Source organism: Sorangium aterium, assembly GCF_028368935.1.
Lineage (GTDB): Bacteria > Myxococcota_A > Polyangia > Polyangiales > Polyangiaceae > Sorangium > Sorangium atrum.
The window spans coordinates 1,040,485-1,058,531 of sequence record NZ_JAQNDK010000001.1; the positions used below are offsets into that span (position 1 = coordinate 1,040,485).

The 18,047-nt window shown below is 70.0% G+C and carries 13 protein-coding genes; 8 read left to right on the plus strand and 5 right to left on the minus strand.

Annotation, left to right across the window (positions count from 1 at the left end; all coding sequences use genetic code 11):
• Nucleotides 1-120: 120 nt before the first annotated feature.
• On the plus strand, nucleotides 121-753 hold the full coding sequence (locus tag POL72_RS03695; RefSeq protein ID WP_272093605.1) for an NUDIX hydrolase: 633 nt from the start codon (nucleotides 121-123) through the stop codon (nucleotides 751-753).
• 82 nt (nucleotides 754-835) lie between these two features.
• Here POL72_RS03695 and POL72_RS50155 read toward each other — a convergent pair whose 3' ends face one another.
• Nucleotides 836-2,908: a TonB-dependent receptor plug domain-containing protein gene (locus tag POL72_RS50155; RefSeq protein ID WP_272093606.1), complete on the minus strand. Its 2,073-nt coding sequence runs from the start codon at nucleotides 2,906-2,908 to the stop codon at nucleotides 836-838.
• Between the two features lie 507 nt (nucleotides 2,909-3,415).
• On the opposite strand from POL72_RS50155, the gene POL72_RS03705 reads away from it, so the two are divergent.
• The gene (locus POL72_RS03705) at nucleotides 3,416-3,892 is read left to right on the plus strand and encodes a MarR family winged helix-turn-helix transcriptional regulator (RefSeq protein WP_272093607.1); all 477 of its coding nucleotides are present in this window, start codon (nucleotides 3,416-3,418) and stop codon (nucleotides 3,890-3,892) included.
• Between the two features lie 4 nt (nucleotides 3,893-3,896).
• Complete coding sequence (locus POL72_RS03710) at nucleotides 3,897-4,607, plus strand: DUF8817 family protein (protein WP_272093608.1); 711 nt, start codon at nucleotides 3,897-3,899, stop codon at nucleotides 4,605-4,607.
• Between the two features lie 195 nt (nucleotides 4,608-4,802).
• Here POL72_RS03710 and POL72_RS03715 read toward each other — a convergent pair whose 3' ends face one another.
• The 3 genes from POL72_RS03715 to POL72_RS03725 form a co-directional block, all read right to left on the minus strand.
• Nucleotides 4,803-6,881 (minus strand): hypothetical protein, encoded by a 2,079-nt coding sequence (locus POL72_RS03715; RefSeq protein WP_272093609.1) that lies wholly within the window; start codon nucleotides 6,879-6,881, stop codon nucleotides 4,803-4,805.
• A 333-nt stretch (nucleotides 6,882-7,214) separates the two neighbouring features.
• Nucleotides 7,215-7,931, minus strand: coding sequence for a TetR/AcrR family transcriptional regulator (locus POL72_RS03720; protein WP_272093610.1), 717 nt, complete (start codon nucleotides 7,929-7,931; stop codon nucleotides 7,215-7,217).
• 5 nt (nucleotides 7,932-7,936) lie between these two features.
• Nucleotides 7,937-8,551 carry a DUF3995 domain-containing protein gene (locus POL72_RS03725; protein ID WP_272093611.1) on the minus strand — a complete coding sequence of 205 codons (615 nt, stop codon included), beginning with the start codon at nucleotides 8,549-8,551 and terminating at the stop codon, nucleotides 7,937-7,939.
• A 545-nt stretch (nucleotides 8,552-9,096) separates the two neighbouring features.
• Here POL72_RS03725 and POL72_RS03730 point away from each other — a divergent pair.
• The 5 genes from POL72_RS03730 to POL72_RS03750 all read left to right on the plus strand — a co-directional run bounded on the left by POL72_RS03730 (nucleotide 9,097) and on the right by POL72_RS03750 (nucleotide 14,861).
• Nucleotides 9,097-10,164, plus strand: coding sequence for a hypothetical protein (locus POL72_RS03730; protein WP_272093612.1), 1,068 nt, complete (start codon nucleotides 9,097-9,099; stop codon nucleotides 10,162-10,164).
• Nucleotides 10,165-10,293: 129 nt separating this feature from the next.
• Nucleotides 10,294-11,283, plus strand: coding sequence for a hypothetical protein (locus POL72_RS03735; protein WP_272093613.1), 990 nt, complete (start codon nucleotides 10,294-10,296; stop codon nucleotides 11,281-11,283).
• A gap of 71 nt (nucleotides 11,284-11,354) precedes the next feature.
• Nucleotides 11,355-12,068: a hypothetical protein gene (locus POL72_RS03740; RefSeq protein ID WP_272093614.1), complete on the plus strand. Its 714-nt coding sequence runs from the start codon at nucleotides 11,355-11,357 to the stop codon at nucleotides 12,066-12,068.
• A gap of 193 nt (nucleotides 12,069-12,261) precedes the next feature.
• Nucleotides 12,262-13,620 carry an AAA family ATPase gene (locus POL72_RS03745; RefSeq protein ID WP_272093615.1) on the plus strand — a complete coding sequence of 453 codons (1,359 nt, stop codon included), beginning with the start codon at nucleotides 12,262-12,264 and terminating at the stop codon, nucleotides 13,618-13,620.
• Complete coding sequence (locus POL72_RS03750; protein ID WP_272093616.1) at nucleotides 13,617-14,861, plus strand: vWA domain-containing protein; 1,245 nt, start codon at nucleotides 13,617-13,619, stop codon at nucleotides 14,859-14,861. The genes POL72_RS03745 and POL72_RS03750 overlap by 4 nt, the downstream gene beginning before the upstream one ends.
• Before the next feature lie 74 nt (nucleotides 14,862-14,935).
• Here the strand turns inward: POL72_RS03750 and POL72_RS03755 are convergent, their stop codons facing one another.
• Nucleotides 14,936-17,716, minus strand: coding sequence for a hypothetical protein (locus POL72_RS03755; RefSeq protein ID WP_272093617.1), 2,781 nt, complete (start codon nucleotides 17,714-17,716; stop codon nucleotides 14,936-14,938).
• Between the last annotated feature and the right edge of the window lie 331 nt (nucleotides 17,717-18,047).

Sequence of the window (18,047 nt, forward strand, 5' to 3'; positions counted from 1 at the left end):
CCATGGCCGGGGCACGGCGTGCGGCCTGCGTGCCTTGCCTCCGGGCCCGCCGCGCGATGGATCCCCGAGCGCAGCCGCCGCGCTCTAAATAGCGATAGATATTATGCTATCCTGACCACGGTGCTCTCCTCCTACGACCTCGCCGCCATCATGGCCCGCCTCGACGGGCGCGAGGCCGCGCTCGACCTGCTCACGCAGGAGCGCCAGGCCGCTGTCGCCGCGATCTTGCGGGCGCCTGCGGGACCTCTGGGCACGGCGCTCGACCCTGCGGGGGGCAGGGAGCCCGGGGAGGCCGAGCTCCTCCTGATCCGCCGGGCCGAGCACCCGGCCGATCCCTGGTCGGGGCACATGGCGCTCCCGGGCGGGCGGCGCGAACCGGCGGACGAGAGCCTGCTCGCCACGGCGATCCGCGAGACGCGGGAAGAGGTGGGGATCGACCTCGCGGCGCACGGGACCCTGCTCGCGCGCCTGCCCGAGGTCCCGGCGGTCGCGCGCGGGCGGCGCGCCGGGATGATCGTCGCCCCGTTCGTCTTCGCGCTGCGCTCCACGCCGGAGCTCACCCTGAGCGACGAGGTGGCCGAGGCGCTCTGGACGCCGCTCGGGCCGCTCGCGCGCGGCGAGCGCACCTCGCGTTACGCGTACACGCACGAGGGAAACGTCCTCCAGCTCCCGTGCCTGCTCGTGGACGAGCGGGTCGTCTGGGGGCTGACGTACCTCATGCTGAAGCAGCTCTTCGAGGTGCTCCACCGGTAGCTCGCGCGGCCGTCGGATCAGCCGGTCTGCCGCGACGTCGCCGGCGTCGTCGGCGTCGTCGGCGTCTTTTTCCCCTATCCCCTCAGAAACCGCCCTCGATCGCGAGCCCAGGCATCGTGATGGGCCCGAGCTTCCGCGGCGTGCACCCGCTGTCGTCGCAGCTCACGTCGAACACCTCCTTCGCCAGCGTCGCGTTCTGCACGTCGAGCACGAGCCCGAGGTAGCTCCGCGCGCCAAGCGCCCAGCGCTTCGACAGGCGCATGTCGAGCCGGTAGAACGGCGCGATGCGATCCGGGTGCTCGCGCGGGGGGCGGCCCGGGGCGGCCTCGTCGGCGGGAAAGCCGGTGTAGAAGACATGGCGGATCCCGGCGCGCCAGCCCGCGCCGAGGTCGTAGAGCAGCGCGACGTGCGCCACGTGCGTCCGGTCGTAGGCGGAGGGGACCGTCGACTTTCCCCGCGTGCGCGTGGAGCGCGACAGCGTGTACGACGCCAGGAAGAACATGTCGCGGCGGAGCGCCCCGCGCGCCCCGAGCTCCAGACCGTACGTGTCGCCGAGGCTCCGCGTGAGGAAGCGCTCCGTGCTGAGGTTCGTGCCGCGGCCCGTCCCGATCGGATCGCTCAGGCCGAGGGTCACCTGTCGAAACACCGTGGCGCTGAAGTTGACCGGACCCGCGTCGGCCTCGACGCCGAAGCTCGACTGCAGGCTGCGCTGCAGCCCCCCCGGGATGCCGCCGATCTGGAGCGCCGGCAGCGGGGCGAGGCCGGGCAGCTGCGAGGCGAGGCCGAGCGCCGGGATGAGCCGCACGTGGTCGCCGACGCCGAAGCGGCCGACGATCCTCGGGTCGATGGCGAGCGCGCTCTTGCCGAGCGACGTGTAGTGGTCCACGCGCACGCCGGGCGTGAGGGTGGACCGCTCGTCGAGCACGATCAGCGCGTCCGCCCACGCGCCCAGCGCCAGGTCGAGCCGGCTGCGGAAGAGCTCGGGGAAGCTCTCGTCGAGCTGGGCCGTCCCCTCGGCGGGCGTGTCCTCCTCGGTGGACGCGCCGCCATCGGCCTCGCCGTCCGCTCCGCTGGGGTGCGGCGTCACCACGTAGCGGTCGACCGCCGCGTCGACGCCCACCCGCAGGAGCGCGCGCCCCGCGAGGATGGGCCGGGCCAGGCTTATCCTCGCGTTGAGCTTCCAGGCCTCGGCGCTCTGCACGCCCACCCCGCGCGACCGATCGAGCCCGAGGGTGAGCGCCGACCTGACGCGCGCGCCCAAGGTGTCGTCGTCGCGGTCGTAGCGCAGGTCCAGGCGATGAAAGTCGCTGTCGAGGAGGACGTCGGTCACCTCGGCGCCGCGCACCTTGCCGATGCTGGCGAGGTAGTCGTACGCGCCGAAGGCGAAGACGGTGAAGCGCTCCTCCGGCCCGAGCCGGTACGTCATCCGCCCCTGGTAGTCGGCGTAGCCCACATCGACGCTCGGGACGAGCGCCGACGTGAGCGCCGCGCCGGCGGCGTAATGGCCTCCCACGAGGACATGGGTGTCCCTGTCCATCGGCCCTTCCACGACGCCGCCGAGGTCGACGAACCGGAGGCTCCCCTCCCCGCGCCAGACGTCGGACGGCGGCGCGCTCTCGGCCTCGATCGCCGCGCCCGCGAGCCGCCCGATGTCCGCGGGATAGGGGCCGAGGTGCATCTCGACGCGCTGGACCATCGCGGCCGGGATGACGCTGGGGCCGGCGCCCACGTGAAAGAGGAGCGGGACCTGGATGCCGTTGAAGAAGTAGCCGATGTTCCCCGGCGGCGCGCCGCGGATGTAGTAGTACGGCATGCCGCTCGCGATGGAGGTCACGCCGGGCTGGATCTCGATCGCGCGGTAGGGGTCGCCGAGGGCGCCGGGCAGCTCGCGGACGTCGCGCCGCGTGAGCGAGACGGAGCCCGGCGGAGCCCGGTTGCCCTCGACGGTGACCTCGATCCCCGCGGGCGCCGCGGCCGACCCGACGGGAACCTCGGACGCCGGCGGCTCGGCCGGGGCTGCGCCGGGCGCCGGCGTCCCTCCGGTTCCTGCCGATTCACCGGCCGGGCCGCCTGCAGGCTGAGGGCGCGCCTCGCCAGCATGAAAGGTGGCGGCGGCCGCGAGCGCGAGGGAGAAGAGTGCGCCTGGGGATCTCACGCGGATGTCGTTAATGCGCCGCCGGGCAGCCGGGAGAACCTCCCCCGTGGCGCCCCGGAATTAGCAAATCCAGGGGCTCGGCGGAAGCCAGGGAGTCCATGCACGCTCAGCCATCCACGTGCCCTGGACGCCCATCCCGCGTGCAAGGTGCCGATCAACGGCATCGTCGGGCTGCGCGTCCCTTGCCCCGATCCGCGGCACAAAAAACGGAGCGCCCATTCGACGGCGGGGGGGGATGCCGTCACGGGCGCTCTGGCCTCCGTGTTTAGCAGGAGTCGAGCCAAGGCTCTCCCCTTCTCTGTTCCTGGGGTTACCCTTAAGGATGCCCCCGATACCTTTCGATTCTGAGATCTCTGCTTTCAAACCTGGCATGAGATCCGCGCCCTTGAACATCCCGCCGGGCCTCCCGCCGCGCCGAGCTCCCCGAGACGCAAACCAGGTCGATTGGAGAACGCCGGCGCGGCGTTTCTTTTGACAAGTACTTGTCAACATGACAACTTGATGTCCATGACGAAGCTCACCGCGGAGGCGACCGCGCTCAGCGAGCTGGTGATCGAGGTGTTCCGCTTGAATGGTCTGGCGCTCGAGGCCGGGGACGCCCTGGCCAGGCCGGCGGGGCTCACGAGCGCGCGCTGGCAGGTGCTCGGCGTCGTGGACCATGGCCCGGCGCCGGTCTCGAACGTCGCTCGGACGATGGGGCTGACCCGCCAGGGCGTGCAGCAGATAGCGGACGCCCTCGAGCGCGAGGGCTTCGTCGAGTACGTCGAGAACCCGCATCACCGCACGGCCAAACTCATCTCCATGACGGCGGCAGGGCGCGAGGCCCTGCGGCAGGTCGAGGCGCGCCACGCCGCGTGGGCGGACCGGATCGGCAAGCGGCTCGATCTGTCGAGCCTGCGCGCGACCGTCGATGCGCTGCGACAGGCCGGACGTGTGCTCGAAGAGGACGCGGCGTCGCCCACGCGACCCGCTCGAAAGGCGTGATCCCATGAGCGAAGCGATGACGATTCCCGTGCTCCCGTGCGTGTCGCTGCCCGAGACCCTGGCGTTCTACGGCGCCCTGGGCTTCGAGGTCACCCACCAGCAGAAAGCGCCGTACGTGTATGCGGCGACGCAACGCGGGGAGGTCCAGCTGCACTTCATGGGCCTCAAGGGGCTGGATCCCACGCAGGCGTACAGCACGTGCCTGGTGATCGTGCCCGAGGTCGAGCGGCTCCACGAGACCTTCGCGGAGGGGCTGCGGCGGGCGTACGGCAAGCTGCCGATCTCCGGCCTGCCCCGGATCTCGCGCATGAAGAAGGGGCAGAGCCGCTTCAGGGTTGTCGACGTCGCGGGCAATTCGGTGATCTTCATCCGGCGGGACGCGCCGGACGACGACGACGGGGCCGCCAGGTCGCGCTCGGACTCGAGGCTGGGCAAGGCCCTACGCGCGGCGGCGCGGCTGCGCGACTTCAAGAACGACGACGCCGCGGCCGCCAAGGTCCTCGACGTGGCGCTCGCCCGGAAGGGGGCGGACGACCCGCTCGAGCGCGTCCGCGCCCTCGCCGCGCGGCTCGAACTCGCTGTCGCCCTGGGCGAACAGGCGCGCGCCCGCGCCCTGCGCGACGAGATCGACGCGGCGCCGCTCTCCGGCGAGGAGCGCGCCCAGCTCCAGCCCCAGCTCGACGCCGTGGACGCGCTCCAGGGGTCGCAGCGGTAGACTCTCGTGGTCAGGAGAGAGGAGGCGTGAAGCCTCCGAGCGAAGATCAGGACGTATCGCCAGGTGGAGTCGAAGAGGCGTGACCTAGAATGTTTGCCCTGAAAAATCGCCTGCTTCGAGCTAGCGAATGATGGCTGGCGCCCTGAATCGTGCGAACACGATATGCATGCCTGCCGGAATCTGGCTACTCAGACGTCATGTCGTCGTTTCATCATACTTCGCCTTGCTAGACTCATCCCAGCTCTCATAGGACGAGTTGTAGACGTCGTCGACCTCGGCGTCGAAATCGTCCCCTCCGTTATCTCGGTCGTCTGTATCATCCGCAGAAGCCGTGACAGTCGCCGTACCGTGGCGGCGCCGGTAGAGCCGGCCCCAGATGTTCAGTTCGTCACCGATCCGGCTGAGAAGCTGACGTCGCACAGAGCAAAACTGGATATCGACACCATCAACGTCAACGAGAGGGTGGCCGTCGTTGCCCTTAACCTCGCCAACCGCCTTGAACGCATCCTCCAGCCTGTCCATCGCATCGCTTAGATCGGCCAGACGGGTCTTGAGTTGCTCCATGGGCGTCGTGCCGGAGCTACGGGCGCGGACCTTTCCCGGAGGCGGAAACTGCTCGCGGAGATAGATGTCACTAACGACTAAATCGCCAATGCCGTCAGCCCGCTTCCTGACATCCCCCTTCTCATCGACCGCTCGGATGTACTGGTCCGCAGCGAAGTCCTTGAGCGCTTGCACAAGCTGGTGAATACCGGCAACCGTGCGACGCATTGCATCCAAGACTTCTCCGGGCGTCCGGCGATCCGGCTGATTGTTATTCGCTGTCCCCCGGTCGGCGTTGAGCCCGCCAGTCACCACTAATGGATACGCCGCCCGCACGGCCAGCTCGAGGGACGCCGGTCCTGGCTCGGTAATGGTATCGTCTCCGATCGAACGCAGGACGTCGGCCAAGGCTTCCTTCGCCAGCGAATCGGTGTCCCGATCTGTGCTCTCCCACTTTTCGTGATGGACAGTCTGACCGAAGGCATGACGCATATAACGACGCACCTGGTCAATCTTCCCGACATCGCCGGCCACAGACCTCACGATGAGAGCTGTGGCCAATTCGTTGCACATCTTCTTCGTGATCCGCTTCCGTGTGGACTGGCTCGTCACAGCGACACGAATGGCCTCGCTCGTCCGCTCGTCCGTCTGCGCGAACAGCGCCACGATCTTGGCGGCTCGGCAGGCCGGGTTATCTGAGAGACGCGCTGCCCTGGCTTCGGTCTTAGTGTAGGCCCCGGCGTAGTAGGCACGCTCGGTCGTAGTGATCAGCTTCCGTCGGCACAGCTCATCCAGCACCTCGTCGGCTAGCGACTCATTTTCCGGCCCATCACCCCACGGCTTGGGCGGATCGACGTGGCGGAGCGCCACAAGCGATTTCACAGCAGTCGGGAACCCAGCCGTGCTGCTCGCATTACGACGAAAGCCGACCAAGATCAGCGCGGGCATCCGCTCGCAACGAAGCGCGACGAGCTGCTCCCCCGTGGCGATGCCACGTTCATACACCTCGTTCAACTTGCGGTAGTGCGTCCGCAGCTTCTGATCAGGGTCTTCGTAGGGAATGTCCGAGGATCGAACATTCAACAGGTCATGCACCGCCGTTGTGCGAGAAGAGCCTTCGACAGTCGTCGGCACCGTGACCGGGGCCGATCCATCATCGTGAAGATAAGTTGTTGCCGCGACCCACACTGCTTCCATCACGCCCTGCGATGCGATGGATACACGCCAATCGTTCTCCGCGAGCACATAGTCCGCTGCCTGAGCCGAAGCCCATTCGAGGTGGTGCCTAGATTCAATCTCAACAACCAGTTCGGGAGAGGTTTCGAGCTTGTCCTCGGGTGAGCGCGGCTCGGGCACCGGTCGGAATCTGGAATCCTCACCCGCGGTACCCGGTTCGACCGCGATTGGATGCTTACGCGAGGGGCCGATCCGTGGATTTCTAGGGTCCGGCATGATCCGCCGAGACCAGACGATCGTGCGAATGCCGAGAACCGTACCTCCCGGAACCGCTATCTCTTCGACCTGGGGATCTGCAGCATCACCAATGTACTTACGGACAGCAGAGGGGTCCACGACAGCATTGGCAACCGCGTCAGCAGCTGGCCCGGACAAGCCAAAGGCTTCAACCAGTCGCTCCGAGAGGGAACGACGGGCCTTGGCATTGGCGTAGTCAGGTAGCCTTTCGACCGGACGCGGAAGGACGTGGTCGTCGGCCGAATAGAACTTCTTCATTTTTGTAGCACCTTGCGCTTTGGCGGCCGACAGCAGCAAACCCGTCGGGGAACCCTCTCGGCCGCAATCTGTATGATTGCCAACACCGAGGTCGCAAGGGCTCAGTGATCCCTGCAAATCCCCCTCCTGCGTACCGAGCAGTGCTCGGCGTTACCGGAGGCGGCAACAGCACCTTCAGCCATCTCCAAGACGTACGAGGGGCACGGGGATAAAGCCGAGCGTCTCGCGTAGCCGCCCCCGTCAAGCCATGTGACGGGGTGAGATGACACAGGTAGCCGTGTCGCGGTCGGACGAACCTTACTCGTGTTGCGTTCGGAGTTCAAGCCCTCGGCTTCACTTTTCCTCGCCGCGCGAACTGCGGCGAGCGGGATCAGAACAGCCAGCCGAGCGAGCAGGTTCAGCTTTCAGCGTTCGCTTTCCACATCGGGACTTACCACGAACGTCTTCTTGTCGAGCCCCCATCGAGTACGTGGCAGATTGGTCCTCAGCCAAACGCAGAGCTCGCTCGTCCTTGGCCAGGAGCTCGAGCGCGCGATCGAGCGCGAGCCCTAGCGAGCGCGCGCCATCGACCGAGAGGTCGGAGAAGAGCATCTGCGCGCCGATGAAAGCCGCGTACTCCAGCCGCGCGAGCACCAGGGCGGCCCCGCGCGCGCTCCCCCCGGAGGTGTACAGGGACGCGAGGTAGTCGACGCGGCACGCGTCGACCCGCCGGAGCACGGCCGCGGCGCGCACGTCTCGGAGCGCCCACGCCCGCACGGCGAGCTCGAGCCGGCCGTCGAGCGAGCGCACGACCGCGGAGAGCCGCTGCCGCTTCTGCTCGGGGCTCCCGCCCGCCTCGGCGTGGTGGATCGGGGCCGACGTCTGCCGCTCCTCCCAGCGAGCGAGGAGCGCCGCGAGGAACGCCGCGATGTCCTCGAAGTGATGATAGAACGAGCCCTTCGTTCGCCCGAGCCTCGCGCAGAGCCCGTCGACCGTGAGCGCGCCCTCGCCGCCGTCGCGGAGCGCGTCGAGCCCTTGGTCGAGCCAGTCGTTCCTCGAGGTGCGCGCCATGCGGGTCAGTCGAGCGTGGCGCCCGCGACGGCGGCCGCGAGGGCGAGCGAGAGCGGCGAGTACACGAGGCGGTTCAGCCGATGATACGGCAGCGCGCGCGTGCCGGGCCGCAGGCGCGCGTCGAAGTAGCCGCCGACGCCCCGCGCCCCGAGCACCAGCGCGACGGCCCACGCGCCGGGCCGGAGCAGGGTCGGCGAACCGCCGCGGCCGTACCGCTGGGCCAGCACCAGCGCGGCCGACGACGCCAGGAGACACGCCACGACGAGACACGCGCCGAGGGAAGGAAAGGGGCTCCCCTTCGGCAAGCCGACCACCATCTCCACCTTCTCGTGCCGAGCATCCCCGGGCCACGCACCTCCCAGACCCCAGTAGACGTGAATCGCCGCGAGCACCCCGAGGGCGCCGCCCGATGCCAGGGCGAGCACGTCCCGCCGCGGGACGCCGACGCCCAGCCCCCCGGCCGCGCACAGGATCGCGAGCAGGCCAAGCAGCGTCCACGGCGACACCCCGTGCGGCGCTCCGGGCCGGGACACGCCGGCGACCAGCACGATGAGCGCGGCGACGACCGCCGCGCCCGAGAGACGAGGATCCATCTTGGCCTCGCTTTCAAACCATACCATACGGTATGGTTTGGACCTGGACAAGCGCCTGCTCCTCCCGAGCGCACGGCGCAGAGACCCGTCGGCGGCGCGTACGCCACGGACGCTCCGGAGCCACGGGAGGCCCTCGGCTCCTGAAGTTGCTCTCGCCCGCAGCCGCTCGCGCTGCCCAGCGCCTCCCTGCGCGCCGCCCGCCACGCCCGGCGCGGCCTGATCCCGCCGGCAGCGCGGCAGCGCCACCGTGCTTTCCACCATCCAAGGTGAGATTCTCACGAAAAGCGCTCGACCAACAATTGCTGATAATTTCTCGTGGCCTATCGAAATATACTCAATTCATCGTGCCTTAACGACAAGATTCAGCTTCCTTGGCCCCGCCGACCCAAGTATGAAATACGCATGCGAGCTCTCCTTGGCTCCGGAGTGACAAGGGCGCCGCGCGCCCCCGGTCGGGTCGCCTCGCCGGCGTGAAAGGAGCAGGAAGAGAGAGGCTTGGGGCTGCGCCGAGCGATCGTCGCGGTGCCCCCTGCCGAAGAGCCGAAACGCGACACGCGAGAAGGACCATCACGATGAGGAGAAGGAAGGACCCGTTCGGCATCGCGCTCGCGCTCGCCGGCGCCGGCGCCGGCGCCGGCAGCTTCGCGGGCTGCTGGGAAGGCGGCGCTGTCCAGATCTATTCGTGCAACGAGCCGTGCTTCAGCCTGGATGCTCACGAGTGCAATGATCCGTGCCCCGTGTGCGACGGCGCGTGCGTGCCGCCGCCGGCCCCCGGGTTCGACGCTCCCATCCTGCTCTGGAGGGGCGACGCGACAGGCGGGACGTCCCCACCGGAGTGCCCGGCGGAGGCGCCGGATCTCGTGTTCGACGGTTACAGCGGCTTCGACGGCGAGCACACGTGTCCGACGTGCCTTTGCACGAAGCCCTCCTGCGAGCTGCCGTCAGGCCTTGTGGGGAGCGCCTCGGCGACGTGCGACGGGACGGCGTCCACGTCGTTCGCCGCCCCCGAGGGGTGGAGCGGCGCGTGTACGGCGCCGGACGCGGCGACCTCGGGCGAGATCGGCTCGTTCCTCATCCCGGCGCCGACCGTGAGCGCGTGCGCCCCGACGCACGATCCCGGAGGAGCGCCGCCCGGGCTGGCCGCCCCCGCGAGCACCCGGGTGCGCGCGTGCACGGGCACGGCCGACAAGGACAAGTGCAGAGATCCCTCGAGGATGTGTGTCGCGGCCCCCAGGCGGCGGTCGGGGGGCTTCACGATGTGCATCCGCTATCTCCAGCAGCGCACGCCGGAGTGCCCTGAGCAGTATCCCGATCTGCTGGCCGCCGCCGAGCGCTTCGACGACACGCGCAGCTGCACGCCGTGCGCGTGCGAGGAGCTCGAGGACGCCACGTGCTCCGCGCTCGTCTCGGTCTACGAGGACGGCGGCTGTCGCGAGCTCCTCGGCGCAGAGATGGTGACGATGGCCGGGCCGAAGTGCGTCGCGGGGCCGGATCTGCGGCTCGAGAGCATGGCGGCCCGATGGATCAGGGAAGACCCGGGCAGGTGCGCCCCGACCGGCGGAGTCGCCGTGGGCCAGGTGACACCGGAGAGCCCGGCCTACTATTGCTGCCAGTCGGACGAGGTCATCCCTATCTACTGATGACCCCGCCCGCCAAGGGCTGTTCGAGCTGTTCGACCCGGACGCCCCTTTGAGCGAGGGTGCGAGTTCGTGTACCCGTGCGCGCGCTTCGCGGCTATAAGAGCGAATCACGCGAAAGGGAGAGCGGATATGCGAATCGCACGAGGGTGCTTCTGGATCGCGCTCGCGGCGGCCGGCTGCAGCGCGTCCAACCGCGGCACGTCCGCGACGGAGACCGACCCGTCCTCGGGTGCCGAAAATAGCAGCGTAGCGAGCGGCGCGGGCGGCCAGGACGATCCGTTTGGCTCCGGGGCCGGGATCGGCGGGAACAGCGGAGACATCGGGAGTGGGGACAACGGGAGTGGGGCCCCGAACAACGGGTGCATCGAGCGGGCCTCCCTCGTGTATGTGCTCTCACAGGACAACGAGCTCTACAGCTTCAGGCCCGATCGTAAGGAGTTCACGAAGATTGGTGTCCTGGGGTGCCGGACCGGCATGGATCCCAACTCGATGGCGGTCGATCGCAACGCGGTGGCGTGGGTCAACTATGTGGAGGCCGACGACAGCGAGGGGACGTTGTTCAAGGTCAGCACCGAGGACGCGAGCTGCGAGCCCTCCGGGGCCACGCTCTCCGACGGATGGGCCCGGCTCGGCATGGGCTTCTCGAGCGACCTCTCGCGCCCGGACACCGAGGAGCTCTTCGTGGCAGGCGCCACCAGCACGCCGGGCATCGGGCTGGGGAGGATCGAGGGCGCGTCGGTGACGCCGGTCGGCGAGTTCAGCGGCTCGATGCGCGACATCTCGGCGGAGCTGACCGGCACGGGGGATGGACGCCTCTTCGGCTTCTTCACGACCACCCCGGTGCAGCTCGCCGAGATCGACAAGGACACCGGCGAGATCATCGAGGCCACGGACCTGCCGGGCATCGAGACCCCCAGCTCCTGGGCGTTCTCGTTCTGGGGCGGCGACTTCTATTTCTACACCGCCCCGAGCGAGCTCGGGTCCCCGTCGCGAACCACCAACGTGAGCCGCTATCGCCCGTCGGACGGCTCGATCGACACGGACTACATGACGGACATCGGCTTCCGCATCGTCGGCGCCGGCGTCTCGACCTGCGCCCCCCTCGATCTGCCTCGCTAAAGAGGGCCGATCGGAGGAGCCATCGGGACGGAGGAGCTGGGGTTGTCCCTGATGTCATCGGGAACGGAGCCGTGAAGCGCGCTCCCGGCGGGACAGCCATCTACCGGTTCGGCATCGCCGGCATCACGTTGCGCGTGGCCGATCGGGCACACCCGGTCGGGCGTCGAGGTGTTGCGATGCGGATGAACCTGCTCCCCGGGCGCGCTGTCTGGCTACTCGCGCTCGCGCTGTCGCTCACCGCGGCGTGCGGGACGGCGCCGGCCGCCGAATCCCCTGCGCGCGAGGACATCTTCCGCGCCGCGGGGCCGAACGAGTTCATCCTGCTGACCGCCCGGGGCGAGCTCGTGAGCGCCGACATCGAGCCGGGGCGCGTCGTCGGCCCGGACGTGAACCTCGGCGTGTACGCCGCCGATAGGGGGCGCGACGGGCAGACGGTCCGGGGCGTGGCGTTCGACCAGGCCGTGAACGTCACCGCGACGGGGCAGCGCGCGGCCGGCACCGTCGGCGCCATGCCGCTGGAGCTCTCGGTGACCCGGGCGGAGGCAGGGCTCCACGCGCGGGGCCTCCTGGCCGGCGCCCTCTCCGACTACCGGCTGGACGAACGGCAGCTCACGGGCACGATCGGGCGCTGTAGCTACGAGCTCACACGGACGGGGCGCACCTACGAGGGGTCGCGGAGCTGCGAAGGCCGGCCGCATCACGCGACCGTCCTCCTGCCCCGCGGGCTGTCCTCGTGGAGCGACGCCGCGCTCGCAGCCAGCCTCGGGCTGCTCCTTGGCGCCTGAGCGCGCCGCGGGCCGCCCCGTCGCGTGGGCGGTGGTGAATGACAGGCCGCGCAGCGGCTGCTAGAGCTCGGGGCGACCCGGCAAGAAAGACGAAGCGCGCCGGAAGCCCGTCGGGTACGGAAGGGCCGACCCTCCTGGACCCCGGGCCTCGGCGGCCCTTTCTTCGCCCTCGCGCGGCACCCCCTCTTCATCCGTGACGAAGCCCAGATCCGATGGCAACGCGCCGGGCAGGCCGGCCCCGGCGACTTCACCGAACCTCCTCGAGGGACGCTCCGCGCCCATCCCGGTCGGGCCGCGCCTCGAGGCCGTGCTCGAGCTCGCCTACCGCGCGCGCCGCGCGGTGCTGCTCGAGGGGCCCACGGGGATCGGCAAGAGCGAGCTCGTCCGTCAGCTCGCCGAGCGGCTCGGCATCGCCACCGTCGTGCTCGATCTGAGCCTCCTCGAGCCGCCCGACCTCGTGGGCCTGCCGGTCATCCGGGACGGCCGGACCACCTACGCGGCGCCGTCGGTGCTTCCCCAGGACGGCGCCGGCATCCTGATGCTCGAAGAGCTCAACCGCGCGGAGCGCTACATCCAGCAGCCGGCGCTCCAGCTGCTCAGCGCCCGGCGGCTGCACGAGTACGAGCTTCCCACGGGGTGGGTGTGCTTCGCCGCCGTCAACCCCGAGTCGGCCGATTACCAGGTGACCCCCCTCGATCGCGCGCTCCGCGCGCGGTTCCTTCACCTGAACGTCCGCGCCGACCGGGCGTCCTGGCTCGCCTGGGCGCAGGTGAACGGGCTCCACCCGGGCGTGATCGCCCTCGCGCAGGCGCACGAGCGCGTCCTGGACGACGTCCCCCCGCGCACCTGGACCTATGCGTCGCACGTGCTGAGCGCGCTCCGCCCCCAGGAGCTCGCGGACGGCGTGCTCCTGCGCGACACGCTGGGCGGGTACCTGCCCCCGAGCTGGGTCGAGCTCCTGCTCGCGTCGAAGGACACCTGGTCGACGCGGCTGCCGTTCGATCTGCGCGCGCTGCTCGCCGATTACGGGCCGAGCTCGCCGGCGGGCAAGGTGCTGCGCGGGGCGCGCGAGCGCGGGGAGACCGACCGGTTCGACGAGGTGACGACGCGGCTCGCGCCGCTGCTCGAGGGGCCCGAGGTCGGCGTGCTCGCGGCGCAGCGCAAGCTGTCGCTGGGCGCGTTCGAGGCGCTGCTCGCCGACCTGCCCGGCGACCACCGCGAGCGCCTCCAGGACGCGCTCGGCGGCAACGCGACGGCCACGCAGCTCATCGACGTCCGCCCCGAGGAGCTGCTCCAGAACTATGCGGGCAGCGCCGCCGAGCAGAAGGTGCTGGCGTGGCGCGCCGATCCGCTGCGGCAGCACCGCGTGGGGCTCGTCGTGACCGCGCTGTCGGCGCACCTCGCGCAGCAGGCGAAGCTCGTCGACGTGCGGCGGAGCAACGTCGCGCGCGTGTGCCTTGGCCAGCTGCTCGCGCAGCTGCCGGAGCGCTGGGCCCTCCGGCTCGCGGGCGCGCTGAAGAAGCACGGCGTCACGCCGGTCCGGCCGCAATGAGCGAGGCGGCGGGGCGCGGCGGGCGCGGCGAGGTGTCCGAGGACGCGCTCGCCGCGTGGCTCGACGCCTTCGTGCGCGATCCCGGCTTCCTGGAGAAGTACCCCTGCTACGCGGCGATCCTCGCGCGGCTCGCGCCGGTCGCGGACCCCTCGGTCAAGCGCATGGCCGTCTCGCTGTTCGATGGCCGCTTCTTCCTCCACGTCAACGTGGAGTCGTTCATGAACGAGCCCGTGTTCCTGCGGGGCGTGCTCCTCCACGAGGTGCACCACGTCGCGCTCGGGCACCTGTGCCACCCCAAGTTCGCGGGCGCGGACGAGCCGGAGCTCATGGACCTCGCCCTGGAGATGTCGGCCAACGAGTACATCGAGGAGCCGCTCCCCGACCCGATCCGCTGGCAGCCCTACGCCTCGATCGGCCTGCGCGGCGGCCAGAGCACGCTCGAGCGCTACGAGCTGCTCGTGAGCGCGGCGCGCGAGGGCAAGCTCCCGCAGCGCGGCGGCGAGGCCGTCGACGATCACCGCGTGCTCCGGCGCCCCTCGCGGGAGCCGGGCGCTGTGGAGCAGACGCGGCAGCTCCTGCTGCGCGCCGCCGAGGAGGCGGACGCGCTCGCGGAGGACGGCGATCCGGCGGACGTGCCCGGCCTGCTGCTCGCGGGCAAGACGCCGGGGCGGCTCATCGAGGAGCTGACGGACGCGCTGGGCCCGCCCGCGCACCCGCTCGACTGGAAGACCGCGCTCAGGATGTTCGTGGCGAGGGAGCGCGCGCCGGTGCACACGTACGCGCGGCCGAACCGGCGCTTCCCGGGCCGCGTCGGCGAGGTCCCCGGCAGGACGTACGCGCCCCGCGCGATCACGAAGCCGTCGGTGCTCGTCGCGATCGACACGTCGATGAGCATGCGGCGCGAGGAGCTCTCGGAGATCGCCCGGCAGCTGCAGGTGATGAGCGAGTCGGCGCGCATCACCGTGGTCGAGTGCGACGTGGAGATCGGGCGCGTGTACGCGTTCGACGGGCGGCTCGACGAGGTCGGCGGCCGCGGCGGGACCGATCTGCGTCCGGTGTTCGCCCCGGAGTTCCTGGCGGCGCGGAAGGTCGCCGGCGTGATCTATTTCACGGACGGCGCGGGGCCCACGCCCCCGGCGCCGCCGCCGCTCCCGGTGCTCTGGATCCTGACGAAGCCGCAGGATTTCGCGTGCCCGTGGGGCGAGCGTGCGTGGCTTGCGAGGAAGCCTCGGCCAAGGTGATGTGAAGGCGGCGCGCGAGGGCGCGAAGGCGCCCGCGCGGCGTGGGCTCGCCGCGCGGGCTCGGACTCGGGGCCTCAGGGCGTGCTCGCCGGGTCCGCCGGGTCGCTCCCCGCGTCCTCCTCGTCACCGTCGAGCGCCCCATCGCCGTCGCGGTCGAGCGCCATCCGCGTCCCCGAGCCGGGCGGCGCGCAGGTGAAGGTCAGCGCCTTGTTCGGCCCCGCGATCGCGCGCAGCGCCGCCGCGCTGATCGCCGGGCTCGCCGCCCTGTCGGGCAGGAACGTGCCAGCGCCCTGTTGATAGAGGAAGCCCTGCTCATCCCCGTGGAGGCGGACCTTCGCCACGAGATCGCACTCCCCCACGTCGGCGCGCGCGATCAGGAGATCCACGCGCAGCTCGGCGGCCGTGTCGCCCGCGCCGGCGAGCGTCGCTTGCTGGCCCACGATGGGCGCCAGGTTGCTGTCGAAGGCGTGAAGGTACTTGGTCACCTGATGACGCAGCACCTCGCCCGCCGCCCCCGGCGGGAAGCCGGCGACCCCCGGCGCCTCGTTGAAGCCGTTCTGATCGTGGAAGCGGAAGACCGTATCCATCGTCCCGTCGTGGCCAAAGCCGAACCCGCGGATCTGGTCGCCCTGGAACTCGAAATTCCGGTTGTTGAAGCGGGGGTTCTGCACCATGCCGAACATCCCCACCTTCTGATAGACGTTGCGGAGCTGGGCGACCTTGAAGCTCTGGAAGATGAAATCGAACGTGTAGCGCCCGTCGGTCCCGAAGAAGCCGGGGAACTCGACCCCGTACTCGGCGTTGGCGGTGGGATCGAGCACGTGGCACGAGGCGCACGCGCCGCCCTCGCTGGGCGGCAGGGTGAAGAAGGCCTTGCCCGCCGCCTGATCGGCGGTGAGCGAGTTGTCCAGGTGGCGGATGGGGTTGGGCGGATACATCACCTGCATAGCGAAGTCGGTGAAGGCCTGCATGTCCGCCGCGGGGATGGGCGCGTTCCGCCCGAGCAGGCCGACGAAGGCGACGCTGAACTTCTTGAACGCGGCCTCCTCGTCGAACGTGCCGCTGTTCGGCTGCGCGCTCGGCGCGTCCTCCCCGCCAGTTCGGTCTCCGCGCCAGTGCATCGGGCCGTGGTTGGCCATCCCGCGCAGGCTCTGCGTCGTCATCGGCCCCTTGAGCGCGGCGAACTCGGCGGGCGCGCCGAAGATCGTCGGATCGAGCACGAACGGGCCTGGCATCGGCCTGTTCACCGCGTCGGGGTCGCCGAGGTCCCACGCCAGGCTGTCGAGATCGCCGAAGACATGGCAGCTCGCGCACGCCGAGTCGCCGTGGCTCGACGTGAACGACGCGTCGTAGAGGAAGCGGCGGCCGCGGACCACGCTCTCCGGCTCGGGGCTGTACATGGGCACGTGCGCGACCTCGGCCTTGTCATCGACGTCGATGATCGAGATGGAGTTGTCGAAGCGCGTGAGGGCGTAGAGCTGCCCGCGCGCCTCGTCCAGGACCACGCCGGTGGGCCCGCCGCCGGAGACCGGGATCTGGCGCGCGAGCCTCGGCACGAAGGTGTCGGCCTCGAGCGCCGCGGTGTTGAAGATGCCGATCTTGTCCGAGCCGAGCGCGGCGACGTAGAGCTTCTTCCCGTTGCTGGAGACGGCCATGCCCGTGGGCAGCGCGAGGCTCTTCCGGTTCTCGGCGTTCGGGACCGGGGCGCAGCACGCGCTGTAATTGATGTGTTTGTTCAGGTGCCGCGGGGCGACGCTGCCCGTCGCTGGATCGAGCACCGTGATGTTGTTGTGGTTGAACCGGCCGCGCACGGTGTGGCCGGCGAAGACGCCGGGGCCCTCGAAGCGATTCTCGTTGAACGCCTCCGTGTTGGCCACGTAGACGCGCCCGCTCACCGGGTTGACGGCCATGTTGTAGAGGACCGTGCCGACTCCCCGGAACACGCCCCCGGCCCCCGCGACGGGCGCGGGCGGGTCGGCCAGGGCGTCGATGACGAAGACGTCCTTGTCGGGCAGCGAGAAGTTCACCTTGTCGTCCCAGGATCGATTCAGCTCGTCCACCCAGTGCGTCCCGTTGAATTTGACGATGAGGGGCGCCGAGGGCTGCGCGACCCCGGCGGCGTTGGTGGTCGGCGGGGGCAGGCCGAGGCCCAGGTTCACCACGTTGGTCTCGATCACCGTTGTGCGGTTTCCTGAGTGGAAGGCCGCCGCATAGACGCGTGAGCCGTCGGGCGTGGCCGCGAGCGCGCGCGGCGTGTCGCTGAAGAGGGTGATGATGTTGAGCGGCGCGGGGCTCGGGCTCGCCGCCGAGAAGACCCAGACGTCGGCGCGGCCAACGCCCGGCGTGGTGAGCGCCGGATCCACAGGGCTATTCTGCCCGCGGTGCGCCGTCGTGATGAAGGCGCGGCTCTTGCCAGCGCCGGCGAACACGATGTCCCGAGGCTCGTCGCCGACGAGCAGGGTGCGCACGACGCGGGGCTTCCGCGGCTTCGAGACGTCGACGACGCTCACACTGTCGGAGAGGTGGTTGACGACCCAGACCTCGTCATCGCTGCGGGCCGCGACGGCGACGGGCTCCAGGCCCACGGCGACGGAGCCGCGGTGCTCGAGCCCGCCGCTCCGGACCTTGAAGATCTCGAGCCGGTTGTCAGGCGTGTTGACGGCGAAGAGCATCGAGCCGTCGGGCGAGAGGGCGAGAGGGCGGACCTGGCCGCTCTCGAAGAGGGAGTAGGGTCGGGCGGCGGCGACCGTGATCGGGGCGCCCGCGACGGCCGGTGTTTCGTCGACAGGCGTGCCGTTATCAGCGCATGCGGCCAGGGCGAGAGCCGGGAGCGACCAGAGGACGAGCTTCTTCATGGGCACCTCGAAGGCGGGAGATGAGCGACATTTTATGATCCATCGAAAGGCGCCCACGGAGCAAGGGACAGACGAATGGAATCAACCCACGTTGTTTGGCAAGACACTTTGCGGAGTGCCTCGGCGGCGGGAGCGCTCCACAACACACCACAGGTCTCCCACGGTGGGGCCCCGCCCCACAACAACGTTGTTGCCGTGGGGGAGTCTCGTCGTTGATCACGAGATGAATGCCCGCGTACAAAAAAAAACGCAGCCCGTCGGCTCCTCGCCGGCGGCGCTCCCGAGGCAGAGGGCGTCCTCGGGAGCGCGCTCCGCGGGAAAGACGCGGCGT

Coding starts and splice junctions, on each gene's coding strand:
- POL72_RS03710 (WP_272093608.1), top strand. CDS start 3,897: ATGAGCGAAGCGATGACGATTCCCGTGCTCCCGTGCGTGTCGCTGCCC.
- POL72_RS03755 (WP_272093617.1), bottom strand. CDS start 17,716: ATGAAGAAGCTCGTCCTCTGGTCGCTCCCGGCTCTCGCCCTGGCCGCA.
- POL72_RS03705 (WP_272093607.1), top strand. CDS start 3,416: ATGACGAAGCTCACCGCGGAGGCGACCGCGCTCAGCGAGCTGGTGATC.
- POL72_RS03730 (WP_272093612.1), top strand. CDS start 9,097: ATGAGGAGAAGGAAGGACCCGTTCGGCATCGCGCTCGCGCTCGCCGGC.
- POL72_RS03750 (WP_272093616.1), top strand. CDS start 13,617: ATGAGCGAGGCGGCGGGGCGCGGCGGGCGCGGCGAGGTGTCCGAGGAC.
- POL72_RS03725 (WP_272093611.1), bottom strand. CDS start 8,551: ATGGTATGGTTTGAAAGCGAGGCCAAGATGGATCCTCGTCTCTCGGGC.
- POL72_RS03720 (WP_272093610.1), bottom strand. CDS start 7,931: ATGGCGCGCACCTCGAGGAACGACTGGCTCGACCAAGGGCTCGACGCG.
- POL72_RS03715 (WP_272093609.1), bottom strand. CDS start 6,881: ATGAAGAAGTTCTATTCGGCCGACGACCACGTCCTTCCGCGTCCGGTC.
- POL72_RS03735 (WP_272093613.1), top strand. CDS start 10,294: ATGCGAATCGCACGAGGGTGCTTCTGGATCGCGCTCGCGGCGGCCGGC.